16 protein-coding genes are annotated in these 18,404 nt (G+C 45.8%); 11 read left to right on the forward strand and 5 right to left on the reverse strand.

The window, feature by feature from the left end; genetic code table 11:
* Positions 1-167: 167 nt before the first annotated feature.
* The 6 genes from BMW79_RS11645 (at position 168) to BMW79_RS11670 (ending at position 3,543) form a co-directional block, all read left to right on the forward strand.
* Entirely contained in the window at positions 168-788 is a 621-nt protein-coding gene (locus tag BMW79_RS11645; protein WP_089894863.1) for a sigma-70 family RNA polymerase sigma factor, read from the forward strand.
* 1 nt (position 789) lies between these two features.
* Positions 790-1,056, forward strand: a complete 267-nt coding sequence (locus tag BMW79_RS11650) for a hypothetical protein (protein ID WP_089894865.1) — start codon at positions 790-792, stop codon at positions 1,054-1,056.
* An 83-nt stretch (positions 1,057-1,139) separates the two neighbouring features.
* Positions 1,140-1,478, forward strand: a complete 339-nt coding sequence (locus tag BMW79_RS11655) for a hypothetical protein (protein ID WP_089894866.1) — start codon at positions 1,140-1,142, stop codon at positions 1,476-1,478.
* Between the two features lie 78 nt (positions 1,479-1,556).
* Entirely contained in the window at positions 1,557-2,384 is an 828-nt protein-coding gene (locus tag BMW79_RS11660) for an HvfB family MNIO-type RiPP peptide maturase (protein WP_089894868.1), read from the forward strand.
* The gene (locus BMW79_RS11665; RefSeq protein WP_089894870.1) at positions 2,368-3,117 is read left to right on the forward strand and encodes an HvfC/BufC N-terminal domain-containing protein; all 750 of its coding nucleotides are present in this window, start codon (positions 2,368-2,370) and stop codon (positions 3,115-3,117) included. The genes BMW79_RS11660 and BMW79_RS11665 overlap by 17 nt, the downstream gene beginning before the upstream one ends.
* A 3-nt stretch (positions 3,118-3,120) precedes the next feature.
* Positions 3,121-3,543: an HvfX family Cu-binding RiPP maturation protein gene (locus BMW79_RS11670; protein ID WP_089894872.1), complete on the forward strand. Its 423-nt coding sequence runs from the start codon at positions 3,121-3,123 to the stop codon at positions 3,541-3,543.
* On the opposite strand, the gene BMW79_RS11675 is transcribed toward BMW79_RS11670, so the two are convergent.
* Genes BMW79_RS11675 through BMW79_RS11695 form a run of 5 tightly spaced genes read right to left on the reverse strand, consistent with a single transcriptional unit; the run spans position 3,525 to position 8,172 of the window.
* Positions 3,525-4,691, reverse strand: coding sequence for a lycopene cyclase family protein (locus BMW79_RS11675; RefSeq protein ID WP_089894874.1), 1,167 nt, complete (start codon positions 4,689-4,691; stop codon positions 3,525-3,527). The genes BMW79_RS11670 and BMW79_RS11675 overlap by 19 nt on opposite strands.
* Positions 4,681-5,160, reverse strand: coding sequence for a sterol desaturase family protein (locus BMW79_RS11680; protein ID WP_089894876.1), 480 nt, complete (start codon positions 5,158-5,160; stop codon positions 4,681-4,683). The genes BMW79_RS11675 and BMW79_RS11680 overlap by 11 nt, the downstream gene beginning before the upstream one ends.
* A complete protein-coding gene (locus BMW79_RS11685) occupies positions 5,160-6,005 on the reverse strand; it encodes a phytoene/squalene synthase family protein (RefSeq protein ID WP_089894877.1) in 846 nt (281 codons plus the stop codon). The genes BMW79_RS11680 and BMW79_RS11685 overlap by 1 nt, the downstream gene beginning before the upstream one ends.
* Positions 6,002-7,477, reverse strand: coding sequence for a phytoene desaturase family protein (locus tag BMW79_RS11690; RefSeq protein WP_089894880.1), 1,476 nt, complete (start codon positions 7,475-7,477; stop codon positions 6,002-6,004). The genes BMW79_RS11685 and BMW79_RS11690 overlap by 4 nt, the downstream gene beginning before the upstream one ends.
* 59 nt (positions 7,478-7,536) lie before the next feature.
* Positions 7,537-8,172 carry a MarR family winged helix-turn-helix transcriptional regulator gene (locus BMW79_RS11695; RefSeq protein WP_089894882.1) on the reverse strand — a complete coding sequence of 212 codons (636 nt, stop codon included), beginning with the start codon at positions 8,170-8,172 and terminating at the stop codon, positions 7,537-7,539.
* Between the two features lie 233 nt (positions 8,173-8,405).
* On the opposite strand from BMW79_RS11695, the gene BMW79_RS11700 reads away from it, so the two are divergent.
* The 5 genes from BMW79_RS11700 (at position 8,406) to BMW79_RS11720 (ending at position 18,394) form a co-directional block, all read left to right on the forward strand.
* Positions 8,406-9,668 (forward strand): hypothetical protein, encoded by a 1,263-nt coding sequence (locus BMW79_RS11700; protein WP_089894884.1) that lies wholly within the window; start codon positions 8,406-8,408, stop codon positions 9,666-9,668.
* 49 nt (positions 9,669-9,717) lie between these two features.
* Complete coding sequence (locus BMW79_RS11705) at positions 9,718-10,680, forward strand: polyprenyl synthetase family protein (protein WP_089894886.1); 963 nt, start codon at positions 9,718-9,720, stop codon at positions 10,678-10,680.
* 299 nt (positions 10,681-10,979) lie between these two features.
* Positions 10,980-13,097, forward strand: coding sequence for a glycoside hydrolase family 97 protein (locus tag BMW79_RS11710; protein WP_089894887.1), 2,118 nt, complete (start codon positions 10,980-10,982; stop codon positions 13,095-13,097).
* Positions 13,098-13,236: 139 nt separating this feature from the next.
* Positions 13,237-14,862: a DUF6377 domain-containing protein gene (locus BMW79_RS11715; RefSeq protein ID WP_143059135.1), complete on the forward strand. Its 1,626-nt coding sequence runs from the start codon at positions 13,237-13,239 to the stop codon at positions 14,860-14,862.
* 532 nt (positions 14,863-15,394) lie between these two features.
* A complete protein-coding gene (locus tag BMW79_RS11720) occupies positions 15,395-18,394 on the forward strand; it encodes a SusC/RagA family TonB-linked outer membrane protein (protein ID WP_177192124.1) in 3,000 nt (999 codons plus the stop codon).
* Positions 18,395-18,404 lie beyond the last annotated feature (10 nt).

Consider the following 18,404-nt stretch of genomic DNA (forward strand, 5'->3'; position numbering starts at 1 on the left):
TTATTTCATTGGGTACAGGCCCAAAAATAGGATAAAATGCTGAATACTGATGACCGGCCATCCCTCCATTTGCCAATATATCCCTGCCAGTTATCTGCCTTTAACATTTTTTTGGGTCCGTAAGAAAACTAAAACCGGTAAATTTCCGTAAGCTTCTACAGCGATATATGCAAAACGCCCATATGCAGGTAGAAGACAGACATACAACAGTACAAAAATCTATGACATCCTGTAATCCGAAGGAATGGGTGAAGTTATATGCAGATGATTTATTTAAATTTGCCTGTAGCAAAGTAGCAGATAGCGCACAGGCGCAGGACCTGGTACAGGATACTTTCCTCAGCGGCCTGCAGGCAATGGCTCAGTTCCGTGGCGATAGCAGTGAGAAAACCTGGTTGATGGCTATCCTGAAAAACAAGATCATCGACTATTATCGTAAACCGGCAAAAACAGTATTCCCATTAGATAGTATTACCAGCGACAGTGATCCGCTTTCCCTCTTTTTTAATGAAAAAGGTCACTGGCGTAAGGAAATGGCCCCCAAAGCATGGACAACCGACATACAGGATGGCATCAGACAACATGAATTTACCCGGATCTTACGTGCCTGTATGGATAAATTGAATGGCATAGGAAAAACCCTTTTTCAACAAAAATTTCTCGAAGAAAAAAAATCTGCGGACATCTGTAAGGATCTTGCGATTACCCCGTCCAATTACTGGGTTATTATTCACCGGGCTAAATTACAATTAAGAGCCTGCCTGGAAAAGAACTGGTTCAGTAACTGAAATGGGACATCACTTACATACACTGCTGCCTTGTTGTAAAGAAGCGACGCTGCTGGCTGAAAAACAATTACAACAACCGCTGCCCCTGTTGCAGCGGATCGGGTTACAGTTTCACCTGCTGTACTGCTTTTTTTGCAGACGGTATGTGAAGCAAAGCAGAATCATAGATCAACAGCTGCGTGCATTACAGGCATCTGAAGGACCGGCACTGGAGGAAAGTGTAAAGTTGCAATGGGAAGAAAAGATTGCAGCTGCATTAAAAAAATAATTGAAATACCTGTAAGGTTTTTAACACCATCACGTCTATCACTCAAACACATATTTTTTCACACCAGTTTTAAATTTTCAAAAATGAAAAACAACAATCCTATCAGCAAAAAAGTACTTTTTTCCGGTTCCCTCGTTGCCGGTGCTATCCTCGGTATGGCTGCACTGCAGGTATCTGCAAAACCAGTAAGCTATACTAACCTCGGTTCCGGTGCAGCCGTAAGAAACGCGTTAACCGGTACCAGCGGTACTGCTGCCAATACACTTGAACTGGCTTGTGGTGCAAAGAAAGACAGCGCAGCTGCCGGTAAAACAAAAGAAGGTAAATGTGGTCAGGGTAAATGCGGAGAAGGCAAATGTGGTAACAAAAAAGGCGGTAAAAAAGGTAAAGCTAAAAGCGATACCACTAAATCCGGCCAGTAATTATTCCGATAAATAAAGGCCGGTGTGGTACGCAACTGCCGGCCTTTACTTTTATCTTACCTCCTAAAATGAACCATCATGGTAGGTCTTGGTTTTCGCAGGGAATTTGCGGAAGAAATGATCAGCGGTGAACATATCCGGCCCGACTTTATAGAGTTTGCGCCTGAAAACTGGATGAACATCGGCGGTTACTGGAAGAAAGTATTGCATCGCGTGGTGGAGAAATACCCCGTGCTGTGCCATGGACTGTCACTCTCTATCGGCAGCCCGGAAGAACCGGACAAAGAATTTCTGCAGTATGTAAAAACATTCCTGCAGGAATATAATGTACAGATCTATTCAGAACACCTGAGTTATTCCAAATGTGACAACGCACACATGTACGACCTGTTGCCCATTCCATTCCGGATGGATGCGGTAAAGCATATTGCCGGCAGGATACAGCAGGTGCAGGATTTTCTGCAACGCCCGCTGGTAATGGAAATTGTATCTTACTATACCCCGGTTGCGGCAGAAATGAGTGAAGTGGATTTTATCAATGAAGTGGTGAAACAATCCGGTTGCCAGTTGCTGCTGGATGTGAATAATATTTATGTGAATGCGTTCAACCATCAGTACGATGCGAAAGCATTTATACAACAGCTGCCCCTGGATAAAGTAGCGTATATCCATATGGCAGGTCATGAACAGGTAGCCCCTGATCTGATCATCGATACACATGGCGAACCTATTATAGACCCGGTGTATGACCTTTTTGAATGGACTATTCAACACCTGCGCCCCGTACCGGTTTTGCTGGAAAGGGATTTTAATATTCCGGAGATGGAAGCTTTGCAGGGAGAACTTACGAGACTGAAAACTATTTGTCATAAACAATGGAAATTGAAAGATGAACTTGTTGCCTGACACTTATCATATACAGCAAACTTTTTCCGGCTATTGCAGAACAGGGGAAAAAGTAAGTCTGCCCGGTGTGGCGCCGGACCGGCTGAAACACTATCGCCGCCTGGTATTCAACATGATCAACGATACCATGGAAAATGCTTTTCCTATCGCGTTTAAACATATCCCTACCGGGAAATGGAACAAGATGGTAAAAGATTTCTTTGCACATCATGCCTGCCGCTCGTACCAGGTGTGGAAACTTCCGCTGGAATTTTATACGTATGCCGTAGAAAATAACTGGGAAGAAAATTATGCGCTTCCTTTCCTGAATGACCTCCTTGCTTTTGAGTGGGCGGAAATGGAAGTATACAATATGGAAGATATTCCGGCGCAGCCGTTTACTGCGGCCGGCAACTGGCTGGATACACCGCTGGTGCTGAATCCTGAGCATCAGCTGTTATCATTTACCTATCCGGTGCACCTGGTGGCCAAACCGAAAGAACTATTGCGGCAAAAGGGGGTATACTTTGTATTGTTATTCCGTGATCCGGAAACAGGCAATGTGGAGTTTATGGATTTGTCGCCCTGGCTGGCATTTTTAACGGAGCAACTAGTGATGGGTATAACGGTAAGGGATATACTGGATTATGCGCCTCAGCTGAATATAACGGATACGGATACACTGGAAAAAGACACGCTTGCTTTTTTACAGCACATGCAGCAACAGCATTTCGTGCTGGGCTTTCAATCATAACATATGAGCATTTACCGGGTAATGGCGCGTCGTTTATCAGCGCTGAAAGATCTGCCGCTGCTATTGATGCGGCTGGTGCTGGCTTATGGTTTTTATCTGCCGGCAAAAATGAAGTGGAGTGATATTCATGGCATAGGGGATTGGTTTGTGCAGCTGCATATTCCATTACCTTATGTCAGCGCTTACCTGGTGGGCATCACAGAAGCAGCCGGTGTGGTGTTGCTGACGCTGGGGTTATGGGTACGCTATATTACATTGCCTTTGCTGTTCAGTATGGTGGTGGCCATTGCCACGGTGCACTGGAGCAATGGATTTGCTGCGGGCGACAATGGATTTGAGATCCCTTTGTATTATATGGTGATGTTGTTTACCCTGTTTGTTTACGGCGGCGGCAGGATAGGAATAGATTATTTCCTGGAGCGGTAAGACCGGCTTTTATTTATCCATGCTATAGCGGCAGTCAGGAATGTTCTCTTCTGAAGGGTGAGGAACAGGCGTAATTCTTCCCCTAAATTGGTTTGATTATCCAGAAACTTCAATATTGTTTGCGGCTTATTTTTTTCGAACAAACGGCTGAAAATTTCTTTGCCGGGAAGCAGCTCCTGCTGTAATATCTCCAGTAGTATACTATCATACATGCGGAACCGCCAGGGAAGTGGTTGCCGGCTGATTTTTCCGTGAGCGGCCAGTTGTTGCGCGATCTGGCGGCTATGTTCCTGTATAAAGTGAAAAGCATATCCTGAAGAACCTTTTATCATTCCACCTGCTGCACCGGTATAAATAATTTGTTCATGGGTTGTTTCCGGTGGATGATCTGTCATAGGAATGATGCCATTTTCTTCGTGCAGGATCAGGTAAGATTCCCGGGTGATGTGTTCATCGATGTACTGTTGAATGGCGCTTTCATAGGCTTCTTTAGGGATGGTGTTTTTTGAGAAGATGGTATATTCAATGAGCGCGGTATGTTCATCAATGGGGAGCACATACAGGAAGCTGGTACCGTTTTGCTGGGAAGTCCGGAAATCCATCAGGGTAGCTGTTTCAGGTTGAAAGCAGGCGGTGTTGGTTTTAATAATCCATCCCTTGAAATGCTGCAGCAGGTAGTTATACCGGTGAGGCTGCGGAGGTAAGGTAACCGGAATACTGCTGAAGATATACCGCCCGGATATTTTTTGGCTGCCGGTGTCGAGCACCGCTTGTGAGCCCTGCATACTGACTTCCCGTATATTGGTTTTAAGGGTGGTGATTTCCGGGGTGTTGGCGATGATGTTATTGGTGTACCGGTAGTAATCGGCGGAACGGATCATTTTATACCGGTAAGGCGCGAGCGGTAGTAACAGTTGTTGCTGCCCGGTGTGGAAGTATACCTGCTTCCATTCCCGGAAAATGACTTCTTTTGCGATACTGTTTTCCTGTTCCCAGAAGCACCATGTTTTATCATTTCTTTCTTCAAAGGACTGGTCTGCGATGAGTATTTTGCGTCCTTGCAGGGCATTTTCTTTCACCAGGTGCAGGGCCAGGCTTCTACCGGCCAGACCTGCGCCTGCAATGATATAGTCGTAGTCAGTTTGCATGAGCCGATTTTTTTTCTTTTCTCACCGCATCGCGGTATTTCCTGGCTACATACAGCATACCGAACGATTCTCCATCGTGTTTGCTGAGATGCTTATGATGCATTTTGTGGGCGCGGCGGATCGCTTTGATGTAAGTATTATCAGAATGGCGCAGCCATTTAAAGCGTTGGTGGATGATAATATCATGTACAAGGAAATAGGCCATTCCATACAGGAAAATGCCCAGTCCCATGAAGAACATCCAGTTGAGCTGATCCCTCCATCCAAAGAAGAACAGTGCGATACTTGGTGCCGCAAAGATGACAAAGAAGGCGTCATTTTTCTCAAACCAGCCGGGTTCCGGCCGGTGATGATCCTGGTGGAGGTACCACAGCGGGCCGTGCATCAGGTATTTATGGGTAAACCAGGCTACTCCCTCCATGAAACAGAAGGTGGCTATGATCAGGAGTGCGTATAAAAGATATATCATCATAATAAATTAAAACGTGAGCGTATGCCTGCTACGAGCAGGATGGCCAGTTTTGAATGATCAGGAATTCTGACTCTTTCCTGCATGATACAGGAGGGGAGTTTACGTTTTATTTTTTTCAGCAGGGAATAATAGTAGCGGTATGCTACGTATACGCCTAGCCGTGCTTTGGGTGGTAAATGGAGGATGCCTTCATAGGCGCCTTCAAAATCGGCCATGATATTGGCTTCTATCTGTTGCTTTACTTCCTGGTTAAATGTATTGCATACAATTTCCGGGAAATAATTTCTTTTCAGTTCGATGCTGTCGTCATTCAGATCCCGCAGGAAGTTTATTTTCTGGAAGGCAGCTCCGAGTTTCCGGGCTGCGGGTTGTAATTGGAGGAACTGGGTTTCGTTGCCTTCACAAAAAACATGAAGACACATCAGTCCTACTACTTCTGCGGAACCATAAATATATTCATCCAGTTCCTGGTGATCGGCATAGCTGCTTTTATCGAGATCCATCCGCATGCTTTGCAGAAAGGCATCTATGAGGTGCTGGCTGATGCGGTATTTATGTACGGTATCACCGAAGCTTTGCAGGATGGGGTTCATGCTGATGCCGGTGGCTAGTGCCTGATCTGTGTCGGCGCAGAATTGTTCAAGCAGGGCCTGTTTATTGTGTTCATGGAAGGTATCCACGATTTCATCTGCGAGTCTTACAAAGCCATAGATAGCATGTATGGGTGCCCGGAGATCTTTATGCAGCAGGTGGATGGCCCAGGAAAAGGAGGTGCTGTACTGGCGGGTGATGATTTCGCTGCAGCGCAGGCAGGCCTGGTTGTAGGTGGCTATTGTATTCATCGCGCAAATTTTTTAATGATTTCATTGGCGGCAATTTCACCGGAAATAATACCTGGAGGAACGCCTGGTCCTGGTACGGTTAGTTGCCCGGCATAGTAGAGATTATCTACCCGGGCGCTACGCATGGAAGGCTTCATGATGGCCGTCTGGTTCAGCGTATTGGCGAGGCCGTAGGCATTCCCTTTAAAGGCATTGTAATCGTGGATAAAGTCGCTGCCGGCATAGCTTTTTTTGTAAATAACCGCATCTGCGATGGGTTCTCCCAGGTGGTGTTCCAGTCGGGCAATAATTTGCTGAAAGTACCGCTCGCGAAGTTGTTCATCATCTCCTTCCAGCCCTGTTGCCACGGGGATGAGCAGGAATAGATTTTCCATGCCTTCCGGTGCCACGGTGTTGTCTGTGCGGGAAGGGCAGCATACGTAGAACAGTGGCTGTTCCGGCCAGCCTGGTTCCTGATAAAGACTTCTGGCATGTTTATCAAAGGGTACATCAAAGAAAAGGGAATGATGCTGCAGGGAAGTCAGTTTTTTGTTCAGCCCTATATAGTAAAGCAGGCAGGAAGGTGCCATCCGCCGGCTGTCCCAATACTTCCTTGAATAGGAGCGGTAGGCTGGTGCCAGCAGGCTGGTTTCAATAAAATGGTAATCTGCTGCGCCCACGATCGCATCTGCGGTGAAGGTTTGTCCGCCGGCATGCACGTGTGTGGCGTTTTTGCCGGTTACCTGTATCTTTTCTGCACGTGTGTTGAAGTGAAAGGTAACGCCCAGTTCTATGGCCAGCTGATGCATGGCATTTACAAGACTATACATTCCGCCTTGCGGATACCAGGTACCGAGCTTGATATCTGCATAGTTCATGAAGCTGTACATGGCAGGGATGTTTTCTGCTATTTCTCCAAGAAATAATACCGGGAATTCCATTAACTGCCGTAACTGCGGGTGTTTAAAGAATTTTCCCACATGTTTCTTCATAGAAGAGAAGAGATCCATTTTTAGCACGGCGGGAAGGAGGGTGCGGTCTGCAAATTCGAAGACAGAAGCACCTGGTTTATGCGCCATCTGCATTCCAATGGCGTACTTATCGGCAGCATGCAGCAGGTAATGATTCAAGGCCTTGCTACTGCCAGGTTCCAGCTGTTCAAAGAGATTACACAGGGCGTGATAATCGTCAGGAATATCGGTAGCCCCTTCCGGCCAATAGATGCTATAGGAAGGTGAAAGGCGTTGCAGGGTATAGTAATCTGCGGGTGTTTTATCAAACAGGGAGAAGAACCGTTCTATGACATCGGGCATCCAGTACCAGCTGGGCCCCATGTCGAACGTAAACCCCGCTGCTTTGAGCTGCCTTGCCCTGCCACCAGGTGTAGGATGTTGTTCTATAACAGTAACATCGAAACCTGCTTTGGCAAGCACACAGGAAGCCGAGAGGCCGGCAAAGCCGCTTCCGATAACAACTACTTTCTTTGAAAGCATGTAAAATGAATATGATACAGGCGTTTGCTGAAGCAAAGAAAGAGTTGCTATGGTAGCTGTTATTCTCCTCTTAAACTTTTATAAACGTCCTGTTTCTGGTTTAAAAATATATCCAGGTGAAAGGCATCCAGTTTTTTTAATAATTCATGCAACGTTTCTTTTTCGTCTGCTGTAAGTTGGCCGCCTACCAGTTTACTCACGTTTTCCATCTTCCGGAACACCTGGTACAAAACGGCTTTTCCTTTATCTGTAATGGCCAGCAACTGGCTCCGCTGATCAGAAGGGTGATTGGTTTGCATTACCAGTTCCGATTTGATCAATCTCTTGATGATTTCCATGCCTGTTGGTTTTTCATGGATATTCATTTGTATGAGATCAGACTTTTTTATTTGCTTACCTGAGAGCAATGTTGCCAGGTAGCTGAATTCTTCGGAACTGCCCAGCGGTGTTCCCTGCAGCGCATTTTTGGAATATAGTTTCACATACCGGTTCAGCCTGATCACTTTTCTTCCGATGGCTGTATCCAGGCTAACCTGTGGTTCAGCGCCAGTACCGACTGGCTTTCCAGGTAACTGCTGTGTTTTTTTATACAGCCACTCCGCAAAGGAAGCTATGTCCCGATTATTGCCGGATACTGCCGTTTGCTCATATTCGGCTGCATGATCAATAATGCTTTTTATGAGATCGTAATCCATAATTCTCCCTCCTAAGTTAATATAAAAAGTATTATTAAATACTAATTTTAATATAAAAAGGTATTTAATAATACTTATTATTTAATTTTATTAATTATTTATCCTTGATAGATATACGTATTGTTAAATGTGATTCGCAATTGTAAAATAGCTTTTTCTGTTTCATTAAAGTATGTTTAAAATAAAAACATGTTCCTCATCGTTTGTGATGAAATCCATAAGAACAGTCAGCTATGAAAATCATCGTATGTGCGTTGCTGTTATTCCTGTATCCTTTTCACAGTACGCCCCCCATTGGTAATCCCCGTTACGATTTTGCCGACAGCCTGATTGCCCGCAGTGGCAATGTCTATGGGTACCTGGATAAAAGGATGGAGACCCTTTGTATCTCCGGGTATCCGGAGGAATGTGGTATTTACCAGGATTCCATATATGGTTTGCGGAAAAGGGAAATGATTAACTCTGCAGCTTACGAGGTGGAAGATGCCCGTCAGTATATTCTCCGGAAAGCAGATAAATACCGGGTGATCCTGATCAATGAATCTCATAGCAGCCCAGAACACCGGTTGTTTACCAAATCACTGCTTCCCGCCTTATACAAAAAGGGTTACCAGGTTTTTATGGCCGAAGGGATCTGGCCCGGTAATCAGCTGGATAAACACCATTACCCTGTAAGCACTGATGGAGCTTATCTGAATGAACCCAATTACGGACAACTGATCAGGTATGCCTTTAAAACAGGCTACCAGGTGAAATCGTACGAGTATGAGTCTAAGCCTGGTTGGGATGATAGTATCAAACTGGATCAGTACGGATCTATTAAATATCTCTCTTATGATCCGCCGGATTCTATGACCGTGATGGTAAAGCCGGACGGAGAGCGGGAGTTTTATTTCACCTTGTCCAGGGAAAAAGGGCAGGCTGCCAATATTTACAAGGTGATGCAGGCCAATCCCCGGAGTAAATTTATTATTCATGTAGGGCATGGGCATCTTTACAAAGACGGTACCATGATGGCTTCGCATTTAATGGCTTTACTCGGTAACGAAGCTATTTTGTGTATAGACCAGAGTTTTTTTTACAGGGATAAGGTCATCGACAGCCAGACGAAAGCAGTGGTTGATCCCGGTGGTCCTTTTGTATTAAAAAACCGGAAGAATGGTTTGTACTGTTATGCACATTATAGTGTGGATGCCATGATGTTCAATACTACGCCCAAAGATTCCCTGTACCGTCCGGGTTACTTATTTAAGGATGTGGAACCCCGCATCGTTTACCCGATACCTGCTTCGGAACTGGAATCATCGCCATGTGTATTTACAGCTTATTACACTGCTGAGTTGAAGGCGCAGCAGGAGCGCGCTATCGCAGTAGATGTAATATGTGTGAAAGACCGGCAGCAGGCGCCTCCCTTATTGCTTTACAAAGGCGATTATACGATTGTGAAGAAGAACAGGCAGGGTGTTTACAGCACATTTAGCACTACTATAAGATAGACTTTCCACCAGAAATCGTAATTTCGGCCCCGTTCTTAGTGATGATAATATGCAATTAGCCAGGGAAACGATCAGTAGCGAACTACAACGGTTTGAAGAAATATTTCATAATGCCATGCAAAGTGACGTCCTGTTACTCAACAGGATCATGGAAGACATTGCTGCCCATAAGGGGAAGCAGATGCGCCCCATGTTTGTGCTGCTCTGCGCCCGTCTCTGTGGAGAAATCAACGATGCCAGTTACCGCGCCGCCCTCCTGGTGGAAATGCTTCATACCGCTTCCCTTGTACACGATGATATGGTAGACGACGCCATGAAGCGACGTAGCGCCTTCTCTGTCAATGCCCTCTGGAAAAATCGTGTATCCGTGATGGTGGGCGATCAGCTTTTCACAAAAGGGGTATTACTGGCACTGGATAATAATGATCCGGGTTTGCTGAAAATTTATGCCGCCGCCATCCAGCAAATGGTGGAAGGGGAGTTGCTGCAAATGACCAGGGCCAATAAACTGAGCTTTGAAGAAAAGGATTATTACGACCTGATCAACGCTAAAACGGCGTCTTTCCTTGCTGCCGCCTGTGCCGCCGGGGCCTCGTCGGTAGGAGATAACCCTGAAACCATCCAGCTGTTGCACGACTTTGGCCAGAAAGTAGGCATGGCCTTTCAGTTAAAAGACGACCTGTTTGATTATGGTAAAACCGATGTGGGTAAACCCACCGGCAACGACATCAAGGAAAAGAAAGTGACCCTGCCCCTGATATATACCGTACAACATGCCGACCCGGTGCTACGGAAAAAAATACTCCATATCGTCAGGCACCAGCATACCGATAAAGACAAAGTCAACTTTGTAGTCGATGCGGTGAATAACTCCGGCGGTCTCGAATACGCCACTCAAAAAATGATGGCTTTCCGCGATGAAGCCTTTCAGCTACTTTTCACATTCCCTCCTTCACCCACCCGCTCCGCACTGGAAGAATTAGTACGTTATACCACCGACAGAGCCTATTAATTTACCAGGAAATTATCTGAATCTTCGTTATATATAAATATTTATAATGTAAATGGGTGAATTGATAATCAATTACTTGATTATAGAATTCCCGTATTAGCCTGCTTATTTTTTATATTCCGGGAATATTGTTTGCATCCCAGAACGGATAGCTATTTTTTTGAGTTGTGAATCATTCACTTCCCGTTATCATTCAATGCCACTGTTATGAAAAAAGAACGCTACCGGTATTTATCCGCTATACCTATATTCAATATCCACCATCATTCTCCCGACATCTATTCATTTAATAGCTATTTATGACAATCAGAAAGATCTGCCTTGGGCTCCTGCTGCTGTTTGCCGCACAGCATGGATATGCGCAGGAATTAACAGCGCAGCAGGACAGGGTAAAACTGACCTTTGCGCTGGACAACAATGGTACACCACAATATGCAGTATACCTGGGTACACAGGCTATCGTAAAACCATCTGAACTGGGGTTTGTGTTACAGGAAGACAGCACCTTTTACCGGGGCTTTACAGTGACCGGTCATGAAACAAAGGCCGTAGATGAGCGCTGGAAGCCGGTGTGGGGAGAAGTAAACAGTATCCGTAACCAATACCAGGAGCTGACCGTACACCTGCAACAGGGTCAGCGCCTGCTGAATATCGTGTTCCGGGTATTTGCAGATGGGGTAGGCTTCCGGTATGAATTTCCGGAGCAGCCTTTGCTCAACTACTTCGTGGTAAAAGAGGAACGTACTGCGTTCCGGCTCACGGGCGATCATACTGCCTTCTGGATTCCCGGAGATTACGATACTAACGAATATGAGTACACGACTTCAAAGCTGAGTGCCATCAACAACCGGGATATAGTGGCTTCGTCTACCGCCATCGCAGTGAGGGTAGCCCCGGATGAACAGGCAGTGCAAACGCCATTGATGCTGAAAACCGGCGACGGGCTTTACATCAATATCCACGAAGCCGCGCTGGTGAACTATTCTGCCATGCAATTACATGTGAATAGAGAGAACTATACGCTTACCTCCAGTCTGGTGCCGGATCCCGTAGGTAACCTGGCTTATTTACATACGCCCTGCACCACCCCCTGGAGGACCATCCTGGTATCCGATAAAGCCGCAGATATCCTCAGCAGCAAAACGATTCTCAACCTGAACGAGCCTTCTGCCATTGCACAAACCGATTGGATCAAGCCCATGAAGTATGTAGGCGTATGGTGGGAAATGCAAACGGGCAAAAGTACCTGGAGCTATGCCGAAGATGCCCGGCATCATACCCCCAGTGGTAAACATGGCGCCACTACCGATAACGTGAAGCGGTATATCGACTTTGCCGCCGCCAATCACATTCCGGGTGTGCTGGTGGAAGGATGGAACACGGGCTGGGAAGACTGGTTTGGTAACTGGAAAGAAAATGTGTTTGACTATGTAACGCCCTATCCTGATTTCGATGTAAAAGGATTACAGGCCTATGCCGCAGGGAAAGGCGTGCAACTCATTATGCACAACGAAACATCCGGCGCAGCTACCGATTACGAACGGCAGCTGGACACCGCTTACCGCTTTATGAAGCAGTTTGGTTACCCGGCAGTAAAAACCGGGTATGTAGGAAAAATTATTCCCCGTGGAGAGCATCACGATGGGCAATGGATGGTGAATCATTATCAGCGTGTAACGACCAAAGCGGCCGAGTACCAGGTGATGATGGATACACATGAACCGATGCGGCCCACCGGTTTGCACCGCACCTGGCCCAACTGGATGGCCAGCGAAGCCGGCAGGGGCAACGAGTATAATGCTTTTGCGAATGGTAATAAGCCTGAGCATGAAACCATCCTGCCATTTACCCGTCTTATAGGCGGCCCGATGGATTATACCCCCGGCATCTTCAAGTTATCAGGCTACAATGCCGCCGATACCAGCAAAAGGGTACATACCACCCTGGCAAAGCAACTGGCCTTATATGTAACATTGTATTCGCCGTTGCAGATGGCGGCAGACTTTCCGGAGAATTATGCCCGCTACCCGGATGCTTTTCAATTTATCAGGGATGTGCCGGTAGACTGGGACGATACCAGGATCCTGGCAGCAGAACCCGGTGACTATATCAGCATCGCCCGTAAGGAAAAAGGTAGTGATAGCTGGTACCTGGGGGCTATTACCGATGAAAACAGCCGGACCCTGGAAACGAGCCTGTCTTTCCTGGATGCGGGAAAACGTTACCTGGTCACCTTATATGGTGATGCAGCTAACGCTGACTGGTATGGGAACCCGGAAGCATACACGATCCGTACTTTTATTGCTGATTACAAAACCACGTTACAACTCAGATTAGCCAGCGGTGGAGGCGCCGCGCTGAGCATTGTTCCTGCTACACCGGAACAGCTGAAAAAAGTGAAACCTTACCGCCGGTAATGATGAGGGGATTTTCGGGTTTGGAATTTCGGGATTTTGTTTCTATAATACAGTGTAAATTCACCATAAAGTGCGTTTAGAACTGACCGCAGAAAACAAGACACCTGAATTCCAACATTCGAAAATCCCTATTGCTGTAATGAAAAGAATTGTGCTGCTACATGTGATTTGCCTTTTTTTTATAAAAGGATATACCCAATCTGCCGGAGCATCGCTGCCTGCGCTGAACCGGGTTATCAGCGAAGCAGCCATCTATGATAAAGCCAAGCAACACGAAATAGATAGTCTGCAGTTGCTGGTACAACTCTCCCCGCCAGACAATGATCTCCGCAAACGCTACCATCTTTACGCCGCTTTATTCGAGGCCTATAAAGTATATAAGTTTGACTCTGCCTACAGCTATGCCCGTAAAATGAATGAACTGGCGGTGACACTGCAGGATAAAGCCCTGCTGATGGATACCCGTCTTAAGTTATCTTTTACATTGCTGTCGTCCGGCATGTATAAAGAAACCGCAGATGCGCTGGCGGGCATGGACGCTGCACAGCTGGCAGACAGTAATAAAGCGAATTACTATGCCCTGATGGCGAGGTTCTATTACGACCTGGGCGACTATAATAAAGATACGGTGTATACGCCGCGCTATGCGGTAATCGCCGGGCATTATATAGATTCCGCCCTGACTTTCTGGGCAAAGGACAGTTATGACTATATGTATTTTTCCGGGCTGAAAGCACTGAAAGCGGGTCATAATGAGGTAGCGCAGCCTTACTTCCAATCGCTGCTGGAACGGAAGAACCTTACCCTGCATGAACTTGCAGTTGCTGCTTCTACCTGGAGCGTTTTCTATACCAACGGAAACGATATAGATAAGGCGATTGAACTGCTGGTAATGGCAGCTATTGCGGATATAAAAACCTCTACAAAGGAAACTTCCGCCACCTTCATCCTGGCCAATTTATTATATAAGAAGAATGATGTGAAGAATGCATCGGTGTGCATTGAGCAGGCCATTGCGGAATCTACTTTTTATGGCGCCCGGCAGCGCAAGGTACAGGTGAGTGCCATTCTGCCACTCATAGAAGCCGAGAAGATCAGTATTGTAGAAAGTCAGAAATCAATATTACTTCGTTATGCCGTTACCGTTACCCTGCTGTTGTTGCTTGTGATTGGGCTGGGGGTGATTATTTATAAACAGGTAAAACGTCTTAAATCAGCGCAGCGGGTCATTTCTGCCGCACATGAAAAAGAGCAGGCCATCAACCGGCAGCTGGCGGAAACAAATGATAAGTTATCGGATGCCAACAAGATCAAGGAACAATATATCGGTTACTTCTTCAACATCAATGCTGCTTTTTATGAGAAGATAGAGAAGTTTAAAAAGTCGGTCGATAAAAAGATCAGTGACCGTAAGCTGGATGATATCCGGCAGCTGACCAATGCCATTAACCTGAAAAATGAAAAAGAAGAACTGCTGAAACAGTTTGATCATGCTTTCCTGAAATTATTCCCCAACTTCATTACTACTTTTAATTCCCTTTTCAGAGAAGAAGACCGCATTGTACTGGAAGATCATGAGCTGATGAATACGGATCTGCGGATATTTGCCCTTATCCGTATGGGCATTCATGATACCGACAAAATTGCGCATATCCTGCAGTATTCTGTGAATACCATTAACACTTATAAAACCCGGGTGAAGAATAAATCGGTGGTCGTAAATGAGGAATTTGAGAAGAAAATCATGGAGATTAAAGCCGTATAATTTGCCGCTGCATTAAATTTTAAAAAATAATTTGCAAAAAGCTATGAAAAATCCATTTAGCTAATTACATTTGGTACAGTAGCGTTAAAACAACAACCAGAATTTAAAGAGCATTGATAGTATTAATGGACAGTATGACCCTGTGTTTACTGTAGTTTCCCCGCTGTGCGTTGGTACTAACAATTATTGAAAACCAGAATTTCGGATCGATTGAAAATTTCACGTTAATTAATCTAACTTTTCATGACTCAACGTTCATTGCAACCTGATAGGGCAACACGCTGCCCCTAACTGATCTCCTGACGTTATGTTTTTGCAGTCAACATTATTGTAGTATCCTGCTCATGCGGTAGCGGCATTTGCATGTCTGATATGGTGCTGTAGCAGCCATGGCGTACGCTGAATCTACTATTCCCTGACATTTTCCCGGAAGGGAAGGGGGCGGACTATGCCCATAAATGTCAAACAAACACGAAATGCGGTGTAAAGCTTCTTTTACGCCATGGGATTCTCATTCCTAAATATTGCATGTATGAAATACTTTTACTTTTTCCTTCACAGGGGTATTTATTTTTTTGCAGCAATGTGCCTGGTGACCAATTCAGCAGAAGCACAGAATGTGTTGTTTAAAAATAAAAAAGATACTACCGGTGTAAATGCCGACTCGCTGGCCTTTTCCAAAGTGAAATCAACCCGGCGCGATTCGATGGGATATTTTCCCAACAATGAGCTCTTCCTGAGACGCAGCGTCAACGGCGCTGTTTCTGCAGTAGACATCTCTGAAGTAAAGAAACTACCTTATACCAGTATTGATCAGATGCTGATAGGCAGGGTAACGGGAGTGGATGTACGAACACCCTCTGCGGAACCCGGCAAACGCAACAGCGTGTTTATCAGGGGTACTTCCTCACTGCTGCTCAGCAACCGCGATTTATTTTATGCACAACCAACTTATGTGGTAGATGGTGTTCCACTGATTATGGAACACGCATTTGCCTATGATATTCAACGCTTCGATTTCAACAGGATGGGTACAGAAACCAACCTGTTAGGCTTTCTGGATATCAATGATATTGAAAGTATCGAAGTGCTGAAAGATTTCGCTGCCAGCGCCAAGTACGGTCCCAACGCGGCAAACGGTGTAATTAATATCGTTACCAAAGCACCCCGTGTAGGTCAGATGAAAGTGTCGGTGAATGCTTATGCCGGCCTCTCCCTCAAACCGGTGGTAGATGCGGTGAATGGCAGATACGAAAGTGACTTCCGCCTGCCTTTTTACCAGAAGTATGCAGATGAAAAACAATGGGGCAACTTCCCCCGTTATCTCGCAGATTCTTCCCAGTCGCGTTACTTCGGTCCTGCCAACTGGGATGATCTTTTTTTCAGAAACGGATTGACAGAAGGAATACAGGCTTCCGTAAGTGGTGGTACACCTTATGCCAGTTTCCGGTTCAGCCTGGGGCAGTCATCCCAGCAGGGTGTATATGATAAAACAGGCATCAAGCGTTACGACATCAATTTCGGTATCAATATCCAGCCACTCAAAGGACTGGTGATCACCACCGATATCGCTGTTGCCAACCAGGGCCGCAAACGGAATGAATTTATCCGCGACCGCGCCGGGGATGAAGATTACCTGTTTAACTACGATGCTCCCTTATCTCCCAACAAAGAATACCTGCAACAATATTATACAGACCTGGACAATGTGATTAACAGGAATAAGAATAACTCCGCCCGCATCATTGCCAACGCGAAGTATTCTTTCTTATCACATTTTACCTGGAATACCCGCTTTGCAATCGATTATGGTCAGAATTTCCGGGACTTCTTTGTACCTACTGCGCTGGGTGAAGGCAACAGTTATGTATCTAACTACGATGGCCTGAACAGACGACTGGTACTGGATAATTCCCTGCAGTTTGAAAAAACATTCCCGGGCAAACATCACCTGGATATTACGCTGGGTCAATATGGACAATGGGATAAATGGCGTTACGATTATGGTCGCGCCTACAAAGGTTCCAGTGACTACGTAAAGATTTATCAACCGGGTAATGATGATTTCAAGGAAGGACGTTTTGGTAACTTCCGCCTGATGTTTAATACCAAGGATTTCACCCAATCCAGGCTGGCATCTTTCTATACCAACATCGGGTATAACTATAACCAGAAATATTTTGTGTCGCTCTACGTGAGAAGGGATGGTACCTCTTATCTCGATGCCAATAACCGCTGGCTGGTGTCACCTACTTTATCTGCTTCCTGGAAAGTACATAAGGAAGATTTCCTGAAAGAATCTGCCTGGCTGAGCAACCTGAATGTTCGTGCCAGCTGGGGACGCGTAGGCCGTTTGATGATGGATGAAATGTATAGCGGAGGCCCGGTTTATAATGTGGACGCAGGATGGAACGGGGTGCCTAATATGTCTACCTACAATGCCTTCCCTGCTATCAACGCCGGTTATACCACAGGTTATGTAGTACCGGGTACTTCCTGGCCGGTAGTAGAACAACTGAACGGGGGCATCGACATCGGTCTGTTTCACGACCGTGTACGTGCTTCACTGGATGTATATGCCAAAACAGACCGCAACCTCGTGTTGAAAGTGCCTACACTGGAAGAAGAAGGATATACCGGTATCGTAAAAAATGGGATGGATATCCGTAACTATGGTTACGAACTGGCGATTGATGCAGATGTTGTGAAAGGAAAGAAATTCCAGTGGACGACCGGTATCAATCTTTATACCAATCAGAATAAATTAATGGCGCTGCCGGATGGTTTAACAGACCTGGTGATCAACGATCGCCGCTTTTTGGTCGGAAAACCGACAGACCGTTACTGGTTACTTATCAATGAAGGCATCTACAACTCCGATGCTGAAGTACCGGTAAACCCCAAAACAGGTAAGAAAATGTCTTACCAGGGTGTGACCCTTAAAAAAGGAGATCCCAAATGGGCAGATCTTGATGGCAACTTTGATATCAATGACAGAGACCGTGTGATGAAAGGTCGTTTATCCCCTGCCGTTACCGGTGGTTTTACCAACACGTTCCACTACGGCAACTGGGATCTGAACATCTTACTGAACTATTCCTTTGGCCGCAAGTTGATCAACCAGGCCCTGGCAGACCGTTTTGATTTTGCTAACCGCGAAGCGATCGATGATCCGAAGTCCATCAAGGAAATCAGCTGGTGGTCGAAGGTAGAAGGAGATTACAGCAAAATACCTTCCTATAACCCATGGAGCGCTGTATATGCCTACCAGCCTAACCAGACCCTCTTCCTGGAAGATGGCTCTTTTGTGAAACTGCGTGCTTTAACACTTGCCTATAACATGCGTTCGGAATGGATGAAAAGATCCGGTATAGAATACCTGCGCATTTATGCAACTGGTAACAACTTACTTACCTGGACCAAATACAAGGGTGGAGATCCGGAAGCTGTCAGCTACTTCGGTTATGACGAAGGATACTATAACTGGGCAGCGCCAAGGACATTTACTGTGGGCTTTAATTTTCAATTCTGATGTTAAAAAA

It is taken from the genome of Chitinophaga arvensicola, assembly GCF_900110835.1.
In the GTDB taxonomy this organism is placed as follows: Bacteria; Bacteroidota; Bacteroidia; order Chitinophagales; family Chitinophagaceae; genus Chitinophaga; species Chitinophaga arvensicola.

Bases quoted from the DNA above. Each gene is read 5' to 3' on its own strand.
- BMW79_RS11645 (WP_089894863.1), top strand. From the start codon at position 168: ATGCAAAACGCCCATATGCAGGTAGAAGACAGACATACAACAGTACAA.
- BMW79_RS11650 (WP_089894865.1), top strand. From the start codon at position 790: ATGGGACATCACTTACATACACTGCTGCCTTGTTGTAAAGAAGCGACG.
- BMW79_RS11655 (WP_089894866.1), top strand. From the start codon at position 1,140: ATGAAAAACAACAATCCTATCAGCAAAAAAGTACTTTTTTCCGGTTCC.
- BMW79_RS11660 (WP_089894868.1), top strand. From the start codon at position 1,557: ATGGTAGGTCTTGGTTTTCGCAGGGAATTTGCGGAAGAAATGATCAGC.
- BMW79_RS11665 (WP_089894870.1), top strand. From the start codon at position 2,368: ATGAACTTGTTGCCTGACACTTATCATATACAGCAAACTTTTTCCGGC.
- BMW79_RS11670 (WP_089894872.1), top strand. From the start codon at position 3,121: ATGAGCATTTACCGGGTAATGGCGCGTCGTTTATCAGCGCTGAAAGAT.
- BMW79_RS11675 (WP_089894874.1), bottom strand. From the start codon at position 4,691: ATGCAAACTGACTACGACTATATCATTGCAGGCGCAGGTCTGGCCGGT.
- BMW79_RS11680 (WP_089894876.1), bottom strand. From the start codon at position 5,160: ATGATATATCTTTTATACGCACTCCTGATCATAGCCACCTTCTGTTTC.
- BMW79_RS11685 (WP_089894877.1), bottom strand. From the start codon at position 6,005: ATGAATACAATAGCCACCTACAACCAGGCCTGCCTGCGCTGCAGCGAA.
- BMW79_RS11690 (WP_089894880.1), bottom strand. From the start codon at position 7,477: ATGCTTTCAAAGAAAGTAGTTGTTATCGGAAGCGGCTTTGCCGGCCTC.
- BMW79_RS11695 (WP_089894882.1), bottom strand. From the start codon at position 8,172: ATGGATTACGATCTCATAAAAAGCATTATTGATCATGCAGCCGAATAT.
- BMW79_RS11700 (WP_089894884.1), top strand. From the start codon at position 8,406: ATGAAAATCATCGTATGTGCGTTGCTGTTATTCCTGTATCCTTTTCAC.
- BMW79_RS11705 (WP_089894886.1), top strand. From the start codon at position 9,718: ATGCAATTAGCCAGGGAAACGATCAGTAGCGAACTACAACGGTTTGAA.
- BMW79_RS11710 (WP_089894887.1), top strand. From the start codon at position 10,980: ATGACAATCAGAAAGATCTGCCTTGGGCTCCTGCTGCTGTTTGCCGCA.
- BMW79_RS11715 (WP_143059135.1), top strand. From the start codon at position 13,237: ATGAAAAGAATTGTGCTGCTACATGTGATTTGCCTTTTTTTTATAAAA.
- BMW79_RS11720 (WP_177192124.1), top strand. From the start codon at position 15,395: ATGAAATACTTTTACTTTTTCCTTCACAGGGGTATTTATTTTTTTGCA.